At 58.8% G+C, this 16,302-nt stretch carries 15 protein-coding genes, 1 tRNA gene and 1 other annotated feature; of the genes, 3 read left to right on the top strand and 13 right to left on the bottom strand.

Features of this window, described 5'->3' with window-relative positions:
* Positions 1–68: 68 nt before the first annotated feature.
* The 5 genes from KW821_RS13695 to KW821_RS13675 all read right to left on the bottom strand — a co-directional run bounded on the left by KW821_RS13695 (position 69) and on the right by KW821_RS13675 (position 4,256).
* A complete protein-coding gene (locus KW821_RS13695; RefSeq protein ID WP_042654139.1) occupies positions 69–1,013 on the bottom strand; it encodes a DUF523 and DUF1722 domain-containing protein in 945 nt (314 codons plus the stop codon).
* Positions 1,014–1,181: 168 nt separating this feature from the next.
* A complete protein-coding gene (locus KW821_RS13690; protein ID WP_218291830.1) occupies positions 1,182–1,811 on the bottom strand; it encodes an outer membrane beta-barrel protein in 630 nt (209 codons plus the stop codon).
* A 206-nt stretch (positions 1,812–2,017) separates the two neighbouring features.
* Entirely contained in the window at positions 2,018–2,566 is a 549-nt protein-coding gene (locus KW821_RS13685; protein ID WP_218291829.1) for a DUF3157 family protein, read from the bottom strand.
* Positions 2,567–2,668: 102 nt separating this feature from the next.
* The gene (locus tag KW821_RS13680; RefSeq protein ID WP_084228374.1) at positions 2,669–3,541 is read right to left on the bottom strand and encodes a hypothetical protein; all 873 of its coding nucleotides are present in this window, start codon (positions 3,539–3,541) and stop codon (positions 2,669–2,671) included.
* A 118-nt stretch (positions 3,542–3,659) separates the two neighbouring features.
* Positions 3,660–4,256: an HAD family phosphatase gene (locus tag KW821_RS13675; RefSeq protein ID WP_218291828.1), complete on the bottom strand. Its 597-nt coding sequence runs from the start codon at positions 4,254–4,256 to the stop codon at positions 3,660–3,662.
* Positions 4,257–4,424: 168 nt separating this feature from the next.
* Positions 4,425–4,547, top strand: a sequence feature (Phe leader region).
* Between the two features lie 38 nt (positions 4,548–4,585).
* On the opposite strand from KW821_RS13675, the gene pheA reads away from it, so the two are divergent.
* Complete coding sequence (gene pheA / locus KW821_RS13670) at positions 4,586–5,761, top strand: prephenate dehydratase (RefSeq protein WP_218291827.1); 1,176 nt, start codon at positions 4,586–4,588, stop codon at positions 5,759–5,761.
* Positions 5,762–5,858: 97 nt separating this feature from the next.
* On the opposite strand, the gene KW821_RS13665 is transcribed toward pheA, so the two are convergent.
* Both KW821_RS13665 and KW821_RS13660 read right to left on the bottom strand, forming a co-directional pair.
* Positions 5,859–6,284 (bottom strand): LPP20 family lipoprotein, encoded by a 426-nt coding sequence (locus KW821_RS13665; protein WP_218291826.1) that lies wholly within the window; start codon positions 6,282–6,284, stop codon positions 5,859–5,861.
* A gap of 15 nt (positions 6,285–6,299) precedes the next feature.
* Positions 6,300–6,923, bottom strand: a complete 624-nt coding sequence (locus KW821_RS13660; RefSeq protein WP_218291825.1) for a FlgO family outer membrane protein — start codon at positions 6,921–6,923, stop codon at positions 6,300–6,302.
* Positions 6,924–7,271: 348 nt separating this feature from the next.
* Between KW821_RS13660 and KW821_RS13655 the strand changes: the two genes are divergently transcribed.
* Both KW821_RS13655 and KW821_RS13650 read left to right on the top strand, forming a co-directional pair.
* Positions 7,272–8,426: a flagellar assembly protein FlgT gene (locus tag KW821_RS13655; RefSeq protein ID WP_218291824.1), complete on the top strand. Its 1,155-nt coding sequence runs from the start codon at positions 7,272–7,274 to the stop codon at positions 8,424–8,426.
* Between the two features lie 50 nt (positions 8,427–8,476).
* A tRNA-Arg gene (locus KW821_RS13650) sits at positions 8,477–8,553 on the top strand.
* A 165-nt stretch (positions 8,554–8,718) separates the two neighbouring features.
* Here the strand turns inward: KW821_RS13650 and KW821_RS13645 are convergent.
* The 6 genes from KW821_RS13645 to KW821_RS13620 all read right to left on the bottom strand — a co-directional run bounded on the left by KW821_RS13645 (position 8,719) and on the right by KW821_RS13620 (position 16,106).
* Complete coding sequence (locus KW821_RS13645) at positions 8,719–9,675, bottom strand: family 43 glycosylhydrolase (RefSeq protein WP_218291823.1); 957 nt, start codon at positions 9,673–9,675, stop codon at positions 8,719–8,721.
* Positions 9,676–9,691: 16 nt separating this feature from the next.
* Positions 9,692–11,086 carry a glycoside-pentoside-hexuronide (GPH):cation symporter gene (locus KW821_RS13640; protein WP_218291822.1) on the bottom strand — a complete coding sequence of 465 codons (1,395 nt, stop codon included), beginning with the start codon at positions 11,084–11,086 and terminating at the stop codon, positions 9,692–9,694.
* A 371-nt stretch (positions 11,087–11,457) separates the two neighbouring features.
* Entirely contained in the window at positions 11,458–12,369 is a 912-nt protein-coding gene (gene araC / locus KW821_RS13635; RefSeq protein ID WP_218291821.1) for an arabinose operon transcriptional regulator AraC, read from the bottom strand.
* Between the two features lie 132 nt (positions 12,370–12,501).
* On the bottom strand, positions 12,502–13,503 hold the full coding sequence (gene araH / locus KW821_RS13630; RefSeq protein ID WP_218291820.1) for an L-arabinose ABC transporter permease AraH: 1,002 nt from the start codon (positions 13,501–13,503) through the stop codon (positions 12,502–12,504).
* A 49-nt stretch (positions 13,504–13,552) separates the two neighbouring features.
* Positions 13,553–15,049 carry an L-arabinose ABC transporter ATP-binding protein AraG gene (gene araG / locus KW821_RS13625; RefSeq protein ID WP_218291819.1) on the bottom strand — a complete coding sequence of 499 codons (1,497 nt, stop codon included), beginning with the start codon at positions 15,047–15,049 and terminating at the stop codon, positions 13,553–13,555.
* 73 nt (positions 15,050–15,122) lie between these two features.
* Positions 15,123–16,106, bottom strand: coding sequence for an arabinose ABC transporter substrate-binding protein (locus KW821_RS13620; protein ID WP_218291818.1), 984 nt, complete (start codon positions 16,104–16,106; stop codon positions 15,123–15,125).
* Positions 16,107–16,302: the final 196 nt, after the last annotated feature.

Below are 16,302 nucleotides of genomic sequence, written 5' to 3'. Positions count from 1 at the left end.
GGCAACGTCCATCAAACAGAGGAGTGAAGCTCCCCGACGCAGGGCCTGCGCCGGGGTAACAAGCGAATTCAAAGCCCGTAGCGCAGCTTGAGCGTATCGGGGTGCGGGTTGAGATAGACCTGCTCGGCGAGATAGGCATTGGGATATTCCCGCAGATGGTGGCGGATCAGGGTGAGCGGCACCAGCAACGGAAATATGCCGGTGCGGTACTTGTCGATGGTCTCGGCCAGCTCCTGCTTCTGGGACGAGCTCAGCACCCGCTTGAAGTAGCCCTGCAGGTGCATCAACACATTGGTGTGGCTGCGGCGATTGGCGCGCAGGGTCAGCGCCGCCATCAAGCCCCTTATGTAGCTGTCTGCAACCTCCTGCAGGTTGGCCTTGCCGAGGTTGCCGAGCAGCTTGCCGAGGGTGCGGTAGTGGGTGCTGGCGTGGGAGAGCACCAGATACTTGTAGCGGGAGTGAAAGCGAATGAGGGCGGCGGCGGTGATCCCGCGGGCGCAGAGCTGCTGCCAGTCGTGATAGGCGAAGACCCGCAGCACGAAGTTCTCCCGCAGTATGGGATCGCACAGGCGGCCATCCTCCTCCACCGGCAGCAATGGGTTGGCCGCCATCAACGCCTTGGCAAAGAGGCCTATCCCCTCCTTGGCGCTCCCCTCGTTGTTGGCACCATAGATGCGCACCCGCTCCATGCCGCAGCTGGGGGACTTGGCGCAGAGGATGTAACCGGAGAGGAAATCGAGCTGACGGGCTTTTTGCTCGCTGAAGGCGATGAGCCGCTCGGTGACGTCGAAGCTGCCGTTGCTCGCCTCGGCACGCACCTCCCCATGGCGCTTGACCAGGCGGATGGCGGCGCGCGGCGCACCGAGGCCGATGGCCATCTCGGGGCAGACGGGGTGATAGTCGAAATGAGCGCCAAGATCCCGTTCGCAGAAGCTGGAGCGCTTGTGGCCCCCGTCAAACCGCACCGCCTGCCCCAGCAGGCAGGCACTGATACCGACCTTGATCTTGTACATGATTTCTACCCTTGTATAAGTATTGAATCAGTTATAGCAGTTATACAAAGGAATGGAAGTTGTATAACGATTAAGGACCGATACGACACAAGGGCGAAAACAGGATCACCGGAAAATGAAAAAGCCCATGACCAGGGCCATGGGCAAAGACACGACAGGATGGAAAAATTAGAAGCTGTACTTCACACCCACGCTGGAGATGGAGCCCTGTTGCAGGTCCCACTTGCGATAGGTGTAGTCGGCGGTGAGGGCCAGGTTCTGGCTCACCTTGTAGGCGGCGCCCACTTTGAAATCGTGCATGTCATCGGTCATGTTGGCGTAACGATAGCCGGTGGAGAGTTCCATCACTCCCAGGTCGTAACGCAGACCCACTTCGCCGTACAGGCTGCCGCTCTCCTTGCGGGTGATGTTGTCCCAGCCGGAGTCGTTCACGTCGGCGGCCAGCTCACGCTCCATGCTGTAGCCCATCAGGCCCGCTTCACCGTACAGGTTCAGACCGGAGCTGAGCGGGGTGAACACCCCCATCCCCAGATTGGTGATGGCCATGCTGTCGTTGCCGCTGTTGCGCGAGGTGTATTCGGTGCCCAGACGGCCATAGAAGTTGGAACCGAAGCTCTTGGACAGATCCAGGCTCAGACCGCCAAAGTCACGGTTGTTGCTGTCCTTGCCACCGACGTAGTCAGACTTGCTGTGAGCCCAGGTAGCGGAGCCCTTGACGTAGCTGAAGGCATCCTGCGCCATGACGGAGGAGGAAGAGAGGCCGGCCAGTACCAGAATAGACAGTGCGACTTTTTGCATTTTGTTGACTCCATAGGTAGAGCTAGTGAGGACCTAGCTGGAATGGAGCCATTGTGACGGCTAGCGGGGACGGTGCCGAGCGGCAAGCTGTTGCCAAACCATTGCAGATGTAAGCAAATATTGCTGGCAGTGACCGGGTTAACAATTGAACGAAAACAGGCTCCGTGATGGAGCCTGTTTTCAGGTGGTGGCCGAGTGGCGCAGAGTCAGCGAAATTCCACTTCGTCGATCTGCACTCGCACCAGCGGCTTGCCGCCGAGGCCCGCGGGGCGAGCCAGCTCGATGGCCCGCGAGGGACGCTGCTCGCCCTTGCGCAGATAGGAGTCGGGCAGGCGGTTCTCGCCGGCCCAGAACCTGACCTCCTGGCTCGTCAGCTGGACGCCCTGCTCGGTGAACAGGGTGACGCTGCCGCTGACCCGCACCACGTTGCGACTGCCGCTATTGTTCAGCATGAATTGCAGTTGCAGCGGATCGTCGCCATCGATCTGGGTCAGCTTGACGCCTATACCATCCTTGCTCGCCTGGGAGAGCATGTCCGGATTGGTCAGCGCCTGCTCGGTCAGCACCGGCGCCGCCACGGCTCCTGTCGCCACCCCGGTCGTCGCCGCCGGCTTGACCAGCAGATATTCCCAGGTGAAGTCATCGTTGAGCTGAACCTGACGACCATCCGGCAGGGTGACCTGGCTGAGGGGGGCGGCCTGGGCCAGCAGGGGAGAGAGACAGAGGGCGACCAGCAGTCGGGACAGGGGCTTCATAGGCTAGTGACTCGATAGAGATGCAGGAGGGCGTCAGTATAAAGAGTCGGGACCCGCTTGCCTATGACCCGACTCACGTAACGGCGCTCTCCCTCCCTGGACTCAGACGGCCAGCTCTTGCGGATCCTCGCCCGGCACCATGTCCAGAGTCACCAGATCGAACTCGGTGCTCTGCAGGGCCTTGAGGATGCTGGCCTGCATGTCGAAGGCCCGCGCCCGCATGCGCTGGGGGACCCGCACCCTGGCCAGGGTGGTCACCCGATCCGCCAGGGTGTGGAAGAACACCTGCACCCCGTCCAGCCCCATGTCGGCCAGCATCTCCTCGGCCATGTCCACCATCCGCAGGTGATCCCGGTCGAGGGAGTCGGGATCGGCGAAGCGGCTGCTCAGGCAGCCGTTGCCGCCATGACCCCAGAGATCCAGCCGCCGCTTGTTGAAGCCGTAGCGAAAATCGCGATCCGTCATGCCCTGCTCGGCGAAACACCAGAGCGTGTTGGCCGGCAGGCTGCCGAAGTGGTGCAGATAGCGCAACTGCTCCTCGGCAGAGGCGGGCAACAGGATCGGCTGATGACCCCAGTTGCTCTCCAGCGCCGTCAGCTGACAGACGTAACGGATGGGATCGATCGCCTTGCCAGAACGGCCGGGGGCGTTGCAGATGAGGATCTCGTCGGTCTTGAGCACCTTGTGCTCTATGCCGTAATGGCGGCAGTAGCGCTTGGCCCGGGCGACCGCCTGGCGGCTGAGGGTCGGGCTGTCCAGGGTGATGGCCCGGATCCTGGCCCCGCTGGCGCGGCACAGATCCATGCTGTAACAGGACGCCAGCCGGCCGGAGAAGGAGACGATCAGTTCGCCATGACCGGCCAGGGTCTCGATGAGCAGCTGTTCCCTGGCCTGAAAGGTCTGATCGTATCCCCGATTCAGCACGACAACATTGGCATCCATGACAACAGCTCCGGATGGTGAATTGGCTGCCATTTTGTCGTTTTAAAGCTGAATAGACCCTTAAAGGATGCGGATAAAACCGTGTTTTATTTCATCGGGCCTCTAACGGAGCCTGCCTGAGTCGAGCGCGGATCCCCACGCGCTACCCGGCTCAGCCGGGCAGCCATCCCTGCTCGACCAGCGTCCGGCGGCACTGGGCTGCGTCGAGAAATACCAGGCCCCGGATGCCGAGCGCCTCGGCGGCGGCCACGTTGGCCGGGCTGTCATCGATAAACAGGCAGTCCCCTGCCTGCAAGTCGAACGACACCAGCAGGTAGCGGTAGATGTCCGGCTCGGGCTTCATCATCCGCACCCGCGCCGACACCACCTTGCCGCTGAAGCAGCGCCAGAACGCGTGCTGCTCCAGCCAGTCGATGCTGGCATGGCCCATGTTGGAGAGCGCATAGAGCACCTGACCGGCGGCGTGCAGCTCCTCGATCAGCGTCAGCATGGCGGGATCCGGCAGTAGGGAGGCGGGCACCGCCTGCAAGATGGCGAGGTTGTCGGCGGTCGACAGGCCGGTGCGCGTCTCGGCCTGACGCGCCATGGCGTGCAGGGAGAGGGTCCCCCTGTCCACCTCCAGCCAGTCGGGATGATTGAACAGCCGATCGGCCAGCGCCTCGGCATCGTCGGGCCCTCTCACCCTGCGCACTATGCCCACCGGATCCCAGCTCACCACCACCCGTCCCAGATCGAAGATAATCGCCATCGTCACCCGCTCCTGATATCAGTCCTCACCATAGACAGGACCAACATGACGCTGATCACCGCCTCTGGCCCGAGCCAATTACCCTGCCCCGTTCGCCGCCCCCGGGCAAGTTTTACTTGCATCCGGCAGCCAAATCCCTTAATGGTTATGACGTTACATTCAGGACAAGATCATGCACACACCATTCTTCTTTGTTTTCTCGTTTATCCGGCCCACTTGAGGGAAGGCCCTGTCGTCGCATCAACAGAAACCAAAGACGAATCGAGCCTCCCCTAGCGGAGGCTTTTTTTTGCAGCTACCACCACAGATTACTTGGATAGGGAACCACAATGGCAACGCTCGACGAGATCAGACAAGACATTACCCAGTTGGATCAGGAGCTGCTCGCCCTGCTGGCCAGGCGCAAGACCCTCAGCATCGAGGTCGCGCGCGCCAAGCAGGCCAACCCGCGTCCCATCCGCGACACCCAGCGTGAGCAGGATCTGCTGGTCGCCCTGATCCAGCAGGGCCGGACCCTGGGGTTGGATGCCCAGTACATCACCCGCCTCTATCACACCATCATCGAAGACTCTGTGCTCTCCCAGCAGGCCTATCTGCAGAGCCTGCTCAACCCCGAGCAGCAGGAGCCCATGACCAGCGTCGCCTACCTGGGTCCGCGCGGTTCCTACTCCAGCCTGGCGGCGCGCAAGTACCTGGCCCGCTACAAGGATCAGGTGATCGAGGTAAACTGCCAGAACTTCCGCGAGGTGCTGGATTCGGTGGAATCTGGCCGCGCCGCCTTCGGGGTGCTGCCCATCGAGAACACCAGCTCGGGCTCCATCAACGAGGTGTATGACGTGATGCAGCACACCACCCTCTCCATCGTCGGTGAGCTGACCTACCCCATAGAGCACTGCATCCTCACCGCGGTGCCGACCGAACTCGCCCGCATCAAGACCTTCTACGCCCACCCGCAGGTGTTCCAGCAGTGCTCCCACTACCTGAGCAAGCTGGAAGGGGCACGCCACGAGATCTGCGACTCCTCCTCCAGCGCCATGATGAAGGTCAAGGAGCTGGCGAGCCCGGAGGCCGCCGCCATCGGCAGTGCCGCCGGCGGTGAACTGTACGGGCTGGATGTGCTGGCCGAGCAGCTCGCCAACCAGAAGGAGAACTACAGCCGCTTCATCGTGGTGGCGCGCAAGCCTATCGATGTGGCGCCCCAGATCCCGGCCAAGACCACCCTCATCATGTCCACCTCCCAGCGCCCCGGCTCCCTGGTGGAGGCGCTGCTGGTGCTGCGCAGCCACGACATCAACATGACCAAGCTGGAATCCCGTCCGGTGCAGGGCAATCCCTGGGAGGAGATGTTCTATCTGGATGTCTCCGCCAACCTGCAGACCCCCGACATGCAGGCGGCCCTGGTGGAGCTGACCAAGATCACCCGCTACATCAAGGTGCTGGGCTGCTATCCGAGCGAAGACGTCAAGCCGACCACGGTGCCACCGGTGCTGCTGGGCAACCAGTGATGCGCGGCTGAGGCCCCTCGCCCCCGAGATAGACAAAAGGCGAACCCTGGGTTCGCCTTTTTGCTGTCACGCTGTGGGCCGCGTCCGGCCACTCATCTCAAAACTGGTCAGCCATCAGCTGATTGATGTTATAGAGGGTGCGGGTATCGAGCTCCATCTCGGTGGCATAGGTATTGCCACGAGGATAGGTCGCCACCACCTTGGCACCGCGCACCATGCCGGCCACCGACACATCCAGCGCGTTGGACGTCTGGGTCAGGTCCTTGTAGCTGCTATGGGCTTTGACTTGCTGACCATTGAGCTGCTCCGCCAGTTCGCGGTAGGCATCCATCTTGGACGCGCGGATAGCCTGCAGCATCTTCTCTGACTGGGTCGGCCCCGGCTGGATGTTGATTACCGCATAGCCGACCGCCTTGAGCACCGGGAAGTCATCCGGCTTCTCGGCCACGTCGTAGTCCACGACCCGATTCCCGCTGCACGCCGTCAGCAGCAGGGCAAGCAGGCAACCAAACAGGATCTTCATGGGATTCACTCCTTGTCAGGGGGTCAGATTGACCAGGTGACCGCTGGTGCCGGCCTGGCTGCCGCGCATCAGGTAGCCCCGGTTGACCGAGGCCCGGCCGAACGAATTGCTGGCGCCGGACAGATATTGTTGCGGGATCAGGCTCTGGGCCGTGGTCTCCACCATCTTGGTACGCAGATCGATGATGCGGGCGTTGACCAGGATCCCCTGCGAGTTGCGGCTGAAAGTGCCGGTCAGGATGCGGGATATGGGCAAACGGGAGGAGAGATCCCGGTAGTTGCGGCTCATCACGAAGTCACCCTGCGGCGTCACCTGAATGTTGCCCGTGGTCTTGAAGTCCACCACCACTTCCCCGCGCCGGTTGAGCTCGTAGATAAAGCTCTCCTCGATCTGCAGCCCCATCCAGTTCGTGTCTTTCAGGGTGTCGAGATCGACGAAGGAGGCGACGGCGATGGGTTCGGTCACCGTCGTGGGAGACTTGCGCTCCATCAGCTGATCGGTCATGCGGGCCACCAGCCAGTTGAGCTCCATCCCCTTCTCGGCCTGCCTGGGATCCCCTTGATCCCGCTTGATGGGGTCGGCGGAGCCGCAACCGGCCAGGGCCAGCGCGAGCGCGAGCGCCGTGATGAATCTGTTCATGGATACCTATCCTGTATCTACACCTGACCTGTTATCGGTCGCGGCGGCCAACACTTGAGGCAGGAATGCGCCAGGTAGCCCGCCATCACGCTGCCGCCAGCCTGAATGTACCCCGCTGGCCGCCCCTCCCCAGACCGTGATGAGAGCCTGCCAGCCGCCGGAATGCCCGGGATCCTGCCGCATCTCATTCACCGGCACGGGCAGGAACGGCGGAGACCGGGAATAAGGCATGGATCTTGCTTTTATTTGCACCATGGGTGCAAACCGACCAGCGTCATGTTCCGTATCGGCCGATGGCGTCTGCGCGACAGGCGGCCATTGCCAATCCGTCTATTCAAGGTGTCTGTTATGAAAGTTCCGCTGCTGTTAACCCTGCTGCTGATCAGCCTGTCGGCCCGGGCCGAGCTCATCGAGGCCCAGGGCAGTGCCGCCATCCTCGGTGGCGACGAGGCCTATGCCCGCGAGCAGGCGACCCGGGATGCGCTGCGCCAGGCCCTGCTGGCGAGCGGCGCGGCCGTCTCCAGCATCCAGCGCCTGGAAAATGGCAGCCTGCGCTCGGAGCAGATCCAGATCCGATCCGGCGGCGACATCCGTCAGTATCGGCTCAAACGGGAAGAGGTGCGCAACGGCCGCATGTACATCACGATCAAGGCTGACATCCAGGCGGAACGCCAGATCTGCCAGACCCAGCACTACGCCAAGGATTTGACGCTGGTCAGGCTGCGGCTGCGCTATCCGGATCAGGCCAGCACCGGCGCCCTCGATGACATGCCTGCCGATCTCTCCCGTCACCTGTTCGAGACCCTGGCCGGCACGCCGCAGGGAGTAGTTGCCCGTCAGTGGCTGGACGAGAATCTGCGCATCGATCCGCTCCATCTGCAGCAGGGGGATCGCAGCGCCCTGGAGGAGATCAAGGCCCTCAGCCTGCGCACCGACAGCCAGTATCTGGTGCTCGGCAGCATAGATGACCTCTCCCTCGAGCCCCAGGGCAATCAGCTGACCAGCTGGTACCAGGATCCCATCCGCAATTTCCGCATGCAGCTCTACCTGTTCGACGGCATCAACGGCAGCCTGCTCAGCCGAAAGGAGTACCAGGGGCGCGCCAACTGGACCTTCTCCAAGCGAGAGCAGGTAGGCAGCAACAGCGGCCAATTCTGGCAGTCCAGCTACGGCCAGGAGGTGAACTACCAGCTGCAGGAGGCGGCGCAGGACATCGTCTCCCAGCTGAGCTGCGCCCCGGTCACCGCCAGGGTGGTGGGCCAGCAAGAACGCGGCCCCCATATCAACCTGGGTCGCCGCAACGGCGTCCGGCTCGGGGATCAGTTCCGCATCCAGCACAGCGCCGACTTCGTCGACCCCTATGGCAAGTCCCGCATGATGCGCAACCCGGCCGACGGCCTGTTCGAGGTGGTGCAGGTGTTCGAGGATGGCGCCGTCATCAGCAGCCAGAACAAATATTCGCCGTTTAACGTCCAAGTCGGCGATCTGGCCCTATTGGAATAGGAATCAAGGGTTTAAAAGAGTGCGGCTTCTTGTATAATGCCCGCCACAAGGTTCCCGTAGCTCAGTTGGATAGAGCGGTCCCCTCCTAAGGGACAGGCCACTGGTTCGACTCCAGTCGGGAACACCATACAAGACAAGGGGTTGACATCATCAGATGCCAACCCCTTGGTCGTTTTTGGCTTTAGCGCACTGGTTGGATCAGCCACGCCGCTTAACGTACTTGGCCGAAACATCATCCACAATACGCCGAGATAATCCCTCAGGATGCGAAACAAGCTGAGGGCACTCTCCTTTAGCCATGGTCGGCCGGCGGCACACCAAATTCAGGCATACCGTTGTCATTCCAAGCGATCGTTTTCAGACGGGTATGACGATTGGGATCGTAAAGCGGATCGCCTTCAATTTCCGTATAATTCCGTGCGTGATAAACCAGCACATCTTCCCCTTCTATCGTTTTGGTAAAGCTGTTGTGACCCGGTCCGAACTGCTTGTTCTCATAGCTAGTGGTAAAGACGGGGTGCGGGGACTTATGCCAGTTTTCGGCCTTGGTCGGGTCCGCTGTCATGTCTATCCACAATAGTCCAAGGCAATAATTTTCATCCGTGGCGCTGGCCGAGTAACTCACAAAGAGTCTTTCACCATGACTCACCACGGCGGGGCCTTCGTTAACCATGAATCCTCGACATTCCCAAGGTAATTCGGGTTTGCTGAGCAACACGGGTTCACCCTTGATTGACCATGGTGTATCCATCTCCGCGATATAAATATTCGAGTTGCCAGGAATATCGGGAGCTTTTTGAGCCCAGAGATACCATAGTTTCCCCTGATGGTGGAAAGTAGTCGCATCCAGACTGAATGTATCGAATTGTGTCTTAATTTGTCCCTTCTCGACCCATTGGCCTTCAAGCGGATCCATATTCACACATTCCAGTACGAACATTCTATGCTGGAACATATTCAGACTATCGAGTGCCTGCGTATGAGCAGCGGCGAAATAGATGTACCATCGCCCATCGATATGATGAATCTCCGGTGCCCAGATGAGATTGCTCATCGGGCCCATTTCAGGTTTGTGCCATACAACCACCGCCTCTGTGTCCGCCAGCGCACCAATAGTGGCCGCACGTCGAATTTCCAGCCGATCATATTCTGGCACTGAAGCAATAAAGTAATACCAACCTTCATGGAGCAGAATAAACGGGTCGGCACGTTGTTCAATGAATGGATTAGGCCACACTGTCTGCGTCATTCTATGTTCCCTATGCTTAGGCCTTGGCAGGCTTACCATCATTATTGGTGTTGAGTTCTTGATAGTTGGCGCGGCGTTTTTTCAAGTCTTCCTGAATACGCTTCATCAGTTCGCTATCAACTTTAAGCAGACGTACTACACCCGCGGTGATCAGATATCCAATACCAGGAATAACGGTGAACAGCATGATGATACCCTTGACCGTGTCCCGGTTTTGCTGTTCTGCACTCGCGTCATAGCCGTACCAGGAAAGCAGGAAACCGACCATGGCACCGGCTATCGCCAGGCCGAGCTTCAGGAAGAACAGGTTTCCGGAGAAACTGATCCCGGTGATACGTTTACCGGTTTTCCATTCACCATAGTCATCCACATCGGCCATCAGCGACCAGTGCAGCGGGGAAGGGATCTGGTGCAGAATGTTGAGCAGGAAGTACATCACCACGATAAGCACGGTTGCATGCGGGTCGAGGAAATAAAAGCCGCAAGAGAAGAAGCCCAGCACTATGTTGGTCCAGAAGAAGACCTTCAGTTTGCAGAATCGGTCGGTCAGGGTTTTGGCTAGCATGCTGCCGCCCATCATGCCGATGACGCCAAGGCTGATGAACATGGTGGCAAAGCTGGTGCTTTGCTGCATGACCCAGGTGACGTAATACATGGTCGCCGCCATACGGATAAAACCAGGGCAAACGTTGCACAGCGTCAGCAGCAGAATGCGTACCCACTGGTCATTCTTCCATATGTCTTTCAAATCAGATTTCAGATCACTGTTCGTTGGCACGGCCGGACGAATACGTTCGCGGACAGTAAAGAAGCAGAACAAGTACATGCACACGGCGAGCATCGCTAACACCGCCATTGCCCATTGATAACCCTTCGCCTTGTCGCCATCACCAAACCACTCCACCATGGGGAGCAGCGTCAGCGAGAGGATCAATGTTGCGATACCCACCATGACGAAACGATAGGATTGGCAAGAGACGCGCTCTTTAGGATCGTTGGTGATCACGCTGCCCAGCGAGCAATAAGGCACACCGATGGCGGTATAAGCAAGCGAACACAGGAAATAAGTCACAAAGGCGTAGATAACCTTACTTTCATAACTCCAGTCTGGCGTCGTAAACATCAGAATACTGAATATGGCGAAGGGTAACGCCATCCATAATAACCATGGACGAAAACGTCCCCAACGACTCTGTGTTCGGTCAGCAATGGCACCCATGATGGGATCAGTTATTGCATCAATAATTCGCACCGAGAGTAGCAGCACACCGACTAGCGCTGGCGCAAGGCCAAACACATCGGTATAGAAATAGTTAACAAATAACATTATGGTGCCAAACAAAATATTGCAGCCGGCATCCCCCATCCCATAACCTATTTTTTCTTTAATCGACAGCTTATTATTTTTCATCGTCAACTCTCCCGAGCGATAAGTCGTGGGCAAGATTATTCATTCTTAATGAGGAAGTTGCCTGCCAAAAAATCGCTGCCGATATGGATAATGTTGTCATGGATAGTAAAGTGTGAGGTAGGCGGTATTGGTTCGAAGTGGAGCAAGGGAAAGTCCCTGATATAAAACCATCGAATTGTCTTCATGCAAGGGTCAATCGAGTTCAATTATAAATATAATAAGAGCCATGTAGGTCACCCTGCTGCGAAGTAAATACCAGCGCCCCTGATTTGCCATGTATTCAGGCACTGGCAAGATCGGACCACCTCATATCACGAGGCCCGAGCCGTTCAGCAATATCAGGTCCCGGATATAAGGCAAGGATGGCTTCATCAGAGCGGGGTGGCGCATTTACGGTATTCAGTCGGGCTCACTCCTACCCGTTTCTTGAACACCCGCGAGAAGTAGAGCTGATCGTCATAACCGACCTGCTGGCCGATGACAGCCACCGTCAAAGGAGTGGTTTGCAGCAGCAGTTTGGCACGCATGATCCTTTGATCCTCGCGCCAGCGAACGATACTCACCCCAATCTGGTCTCGAAACAGATGGGCAAGGCGAGACGGGGAGAGGAAGACTTGTTCGGCCAGCGCATCAATCGAAATCTCTGCCGAGAGCGACTCGCTCAGGATCTGGCAAGCCTCATGGACGCGGTGATCAACTGTGGCATATTCCGTCTGGGAGGATAATTCATAGCAACGGATCAGCAGGCGCTCCAGCAGATTCATCGCCAGTTGCTCTGACATGGGACGGATCTGCTTGTACGTCTCTTCTATATCGATGAAGAGATCATCAAACTCCTGGATCAGCTGGTTATCGCCCAGGCTCAACCGCCCTACCCTCTCCAGCACTCGCGGCCATTTGAGCCAGTCTGCCCAATATGCCCTTGGCCGGAAATAGACCCAGCGGTGATACCACTCCTGCGCATCCGGCGCCCGGCCGTAGTAGTGTACGGACGCAGGTGGAAACAGCAGCAGATCACCGGGCTCAACCGTGAAGGCCTGATCGCCCTGGAAGATTTGCCCCTTGCCCTTGATGGTCAGATTGACGATGAAGCCCTTCATGCCGCCGGGTCGATCGATGATGAAATCGAGCGCACTGTCCTTCTCGATAGGCGTCATGTCTGATACCAGAAACACATTGAATGCATATCCTGGCAACAAGGGGTTGAGTTGTTTTGGCTTGTCTTTTTGTATCGAGGACATGGCAGAGAAAAGCGTTTCGGTAAAATAATCAGCGTCAGCCATTGTAGAGATTCATCCTCTTAATGCGCTATCTGGCGGTCGGTGCGATACGGAAAAATTGAGCTCGATCACACTCATTGATATTAAACACAGTATTAGCAACCAGGCCAGCGGGGGCTGGCCTGGCATGAGGGTTTAGCGTCGCGCCTTGCGCACCTGCTTGTAGCGGTCAAACAGGACGGCGGCGAGCAGGATCAGTCCGCGTACCACGTACTGGGCAAAAGGCGAGATGTTGAGCAGGTTCATCGCATTCTCCATCAGCCCCAGGATCAGCACCCCGGCGATGATGTAGGAGATCTTGCCGATCCCCCCCTTCATGGAGACCCCACCCAGTACGCAGGCCGAGATGACCACCAGCTCGAAACCGATGGAGGTCATGGGCTGACCCGAGGTCATACGGGAGGCGAGGATGATGCCCGCGATCGAGGCAATCAGCCCGGTCATGGTGAAGATGATGATCTTGGTGCGCACCACATTGACCCCGGCCAGGCGCGCCGCCTCCTCATTGCCCCCCATGGCCAGAGTATTGCGGCCGAAGGTGGTCTTGTTGAGCAACAAGCCAAACAGCACGAAGCAGATTAACGTCAGCCAGACCGGCGTCGGGATCCCCAGCATGGCCGAGTTGCCCAGTTCGAAGAAGCCCTCCTCCACAATGCCGACCGCCTTGCCGTCCGAGATGATGTAGCCGACCCCGCGCGCCATCTGCATGGTCGCCAGGGTGGTGATCAGGGCGTTGATCTTGAACTTGGCCACCACTATGCCGTTGATGAGCCCAAACAGCACACCGATCGACATGCCGGCCAGGATGCCGACCGTAATGCTCTCGGTCGCATTGATCCCGACGGCACAGGCGACGCCGGAGCAGGCGACCACGGAGCCGACCGACATGTCGAACTCGCCGGAGGCGAGGCAAAACAGCATGCCGCAGGCCACCATGCCCGACATGGAGACGGCTAGTCCCAGCCCGCGCATGTTGATCAGGCTGGCAAAGTTGGGTACCAGCAGGCAGGCCAGCAGAAACAGGATGGCGAAGATCACCAGCATCCCGTACTGATCCCAGATCCGGGCAAGTTGCAGTCTGGCGCCGGTCTCCACCGAAGCAGCGCTTCCCTGGCTGACAGAGGTCGTTGTTATCATTCTATTTCTCCTGAATTGTTTCGAATCGCTATCGGGTCATGTCGGCGGCTCAGCGGGCCGGCATGGCCAGATCCAGCGCCTTGTTTTCATTGGCATCAGCATGGGAAAGCTCCCCTGCGATCACCCCTTCCCGCATGACCATGATGCGATCCGCTATGCCCAGCACCTCCGGTAGCTCGCTTGACACCACCACCACGGCGATGCCCACCTTGGCCAGATCGTAAATCACGTTGTAGATCTCGTTCTTGGCTCCGACGTCGATGCCACGGGTCGGCTCGTCGAGCAGGATCACCTTCATGTCTTCCGAGAGCCAGCGACCCAAAATGGCCTTCTGCTGGTTGCCGCCGGAGAGATTCATGATCGCCTGATGGGGGGACGGGGTCTTGACCCGCATGTCACGGATCCGCAGCCGTGCGTTCTCGTCTTCCCACCGCTGATTGATCCAGAAGCCCCCCCACGCCTTGTGGCGACGGGCGCTGATGTTGATGTTTTCCTGTACCGAGTGGATGGGGATGATGCCCAGCGCCTTGCGATCCTCGGTACAGAGCATGATCCCGCTGTGAATGGCATCGATGGGATTGCGGATGGGCACCGGTTTGCCAAACACCGAGATCTCGCCGGACACCATCTTGTCGGCGCCAAAGATCAGCTTCATCAGCTCGCTGCGACCGGCCCCCACCAGGCCGAAGATGCCGAGGATCTCCCCCCGTCTGACGTCAAACGATATCGGCGCCTTCAAGCCCGGCCCCATCAGGTTCTGCACCCGCAGCCCCAGCTCCCCCAACGGGCGGGGGCTGTAGCCGTAGACATCGGTGAGCTCACGCCCCACCATGGTCTTGACCAGCAGATCCCGGTTGACCTCGGCCATGGAGCCGAAGGTGCGCACGAACTGACCATCCTTGAAGACGGTGATGGCATCGCACAGTGCGAAGATCTCATCCATGCGATGAGAGACATACAGAATGACCTTGCCCTCGTCGCGCAGCTGGCGAATGACCCGAAACAGCTGCTCGATCTCGCGGGACGAGAGGCTGCTGGTCGGCTCGTCAAAGGCGATGATCTGCGCGTCGCGGGTCAGCGCCTTGGCGATCTCCACCATCTGCCACTGGCCCAGCGACAGGTACTTGAGTGGCGTCTCTGGCGACACATCCATGCCGAGGCGCGCCAGCTGCCTGGCCGCATCCTGATAGAGTCTTTCCCGATCGATGACCCCGTGCCGGGTAGGCAGCTGGCCGAGATAGATGTTCTCGGCGATGCTCATCTCGGGCACCAGATGCAATTCCTGGTAGATGATGGCGATCCCGCTCTCCAACGCATCGACCGTGTTCTGAAACACCCTCTCCTGACCGGCCAGCTTCACCACCCCTGTGGTGGGGGCCTGAAAGCCGCTCAGGATCTTGAGCAGGGTGGACTTGCCCGCGCCGTTTTCTCCCATCAACGCATGCACTGTGCCCTGCTGACAGGAAAAGGAGACATTCTGCAGCGCCTTGACGCCAGGAAACTCCTTGCTGATGCCGCAAAACTCCAGATAAGGAACTTGATTCATGGATTCACTCCAGGCAACCGGCATGACGACGCAGCGCCATGCCGGTATAGGTGTCAGGGGTTAACCAGGCCTGTCACAGGCCCTTCTTCTGCAGCTCGACCTTGAAGTTGTCGCGGGTGATCAGCACCACATCGGTCACTTCGGTGAACTTGGCCGGCTCCACCCCGTTGGTGACCCAGTCATGGAGCATCTGGATACTCTTGTAGCCATGCACGTCCGGGCTCGGCAGCAGGGAGCCGAGGAAACCGGTCGCGCTGGACTTGGAGAGCTCGTTCACCGCATCCACCCCGTTGATGCCGATGCCGATGACGTTCTCGGCCTTGAAGCCCTGCCCTTCGGTGGCACGCACGCCGCCCAGTACTGTGTTGTCGTTCATGCCGACGATGAGCCAGTTCTTCACCTCGGGGTGCTGCACCAGCATGGAGTTGGCGGCATCCAGCGCCCCCGGAATGTCATTGGCCTTGGCCGGGGAGCGATAGATCTGGGCATCGGGGAAACCGGCGGCCTTCAGGGCACCGAGAGAACCCTCGACCCGGCGGCGGGCGGTATCCAGCTCGTCAGCCGTGATGGCGAGCACGGCGGTGCTCTTCAGATCCCACTGGCGCTTTTCCATCTCCTTGTAGAGCTCCTGACCCTGGCGCTCCCCTATCTTGGTGGCTGCCATCATCACCAGCGGTACCTGTTCCATCGGCTGACCCTTGGCGTTGACGAACTGGTCATCCACCGTGATGACCTTCAGATCCATGCTGTTGGCCTTGGCCATGATGGCCGCCCCCAGCTTGGGATCCGGGGTGCAGATGACGAAGCCCTTGGCGCCGTTGGCCGCCAGGCTGTCGATGGCATTGAGGGTCTTCTCGCCATCGGGCACCGCAATCTTGATCACCTCGAAGCCGAGATTCTTGCCGGCCTTGTCGGCAAAGTTCCATTCGGTCTGGAACCAGGGCTCCTCCGGCTGCTTGACCAGATAGCCCAGCTTCAACGCCTCGGCCGAGAAAGCAGAATTTGCCATACCAAAGGCAAATCCCAGCGCAATCATACTTTTAACGATTTTGTTCATGCGAGTATCTCCAATTGCTCTATCAATCCATGTATCAACGAGGAAGGGCTTATTAATTCACTCAATCCACAGAGAACATTAATCCATTAAAAAACATGTCGTTATTATATAAATTCTATTCAGTGCATATGAGCAGACACAGTTTTAGCCGCTTTCTCGGTAGGAATTTGAGAGCAGGATCTCGCTATGGAACCAT

The sequence above is a fragment of the Aeromonas sp. sif2416 genome, assembly GCF_019218665.1.
In the GTDB taxonomy this organism is placed as follows: domain Bacteria; phylum Pseudomonadota; class Gammaproteobacteria; order Enterobacterales; family Aeromonadaceae; genus Aeromonas; species Aeromonas encheleia.
This window is presented reverse-complemented; position numbering and strand designations above follow the sequence as displayed.

Bases quoted from the DNA above. Each gene is read 5' to 3' on its own strand.
- KW821_RS13695 (WP_042654139.1), bottom strand. From the start codon at position 1,013: ATGTACAAGATCAAGGTCGGTATCAGTGCCTGCCTGCTGGGGCAGGCG.
- pheA (WP_218291827.1), top strand. From the start codon at position 4,586: ATGGCAACGCTCGACGAGATCAGACAAGACATTACCCAGTTGGATCAG.
- araH (WP_218291820.1), bottom strand. From the start codon at position 13,503: ATGATAACAACGACCTCTGTCAGCCAGGGAAGCGCTGCTTCGGTGGAG.
- KW821_RS13675 (WP_218291828.1), bottom strand. From the start codon at position 4,256: ATGGCGATTATCTTCGATCTGGGACGGGTGGTGGTGAGCTGGGATCCG.
- KW821_RS13690 (WP_218291830.1), bottom strand. From the start codon at position 1,811: ATGCAAAAAGTCGCACTGTCTATTCTGGTACTGGCCGGCCTCTCTTCC.
- KW821_RS13665 (WP_218291826.1), bottom strand. From the start codon at position 6,284: ATGAAGATCCTGTTTGGTTGCCTGCTTGCCCTGCTGCTGACGGCGTGC.
- KW821_RS13660 (WP_218291825.1), bottom strand. From the start codon at position 6,923: ATGAACAGATTCATCACGGCGCTCGCGCTCGCGCTGGCCCTGGCCGGT.
- KW821_RS13645 (WP_218291823.1), bottom strand. From the start codon at position 9,675: ATGACGCAGACAGTGTGGCCTAATCCATTCATTGAACAACGTGCCGAC.
- araG (WP_218291819.1), bottom strand. From the start codon at position 15,049: ATGAATCAAGTTCCTTATCTGGAGTTTTGCGGCATCAGCAAGGAGTTT.
- KW821_RS13640 (WP_218291822.1), bottom strand. From the start codon at position 11,086: ATGAAAAATAATAAGCTGTCGATTAAAGAAAAAATAGGTTATGGGATG.
- araC (WP_218291821.1), bottom strand. From the start codon at position 12,369: ATGGCTGACGCTGATTATTTTACCGAAACGCTTTTCTCTGCCATGTCC.
- KW821_RS13685 (WP_218291829.1), bottom strand. From the start codon at position 2,566: ATGAAGCCCCTGTCCCGACTGCTGGTCGCCCTCTGTCTCTCTCCCCTG.
- KW821_RS13655 (WP_218291824.1), top strand. From the start codon at position 7,272: ATGAAAGTTCCGCTGCTGTTAACCCTGCTGCTGATCAGCCTGTCGGCC.
- KW821_RS13680 (WP_084228374.1), bottom strand. From the start codon at position 3,541: ATGGCAGCCAATTCACCATCCGGAGCTGTTGTCATGGATGCCAATGTT.
- KW821_RS13620 (WP_218291818.1), bottom strand. From the start codon at position 16,106: ATGAACAAAATCGTTAAAAGTATGATTGCGCTGGGATTTGCCTTTGGT.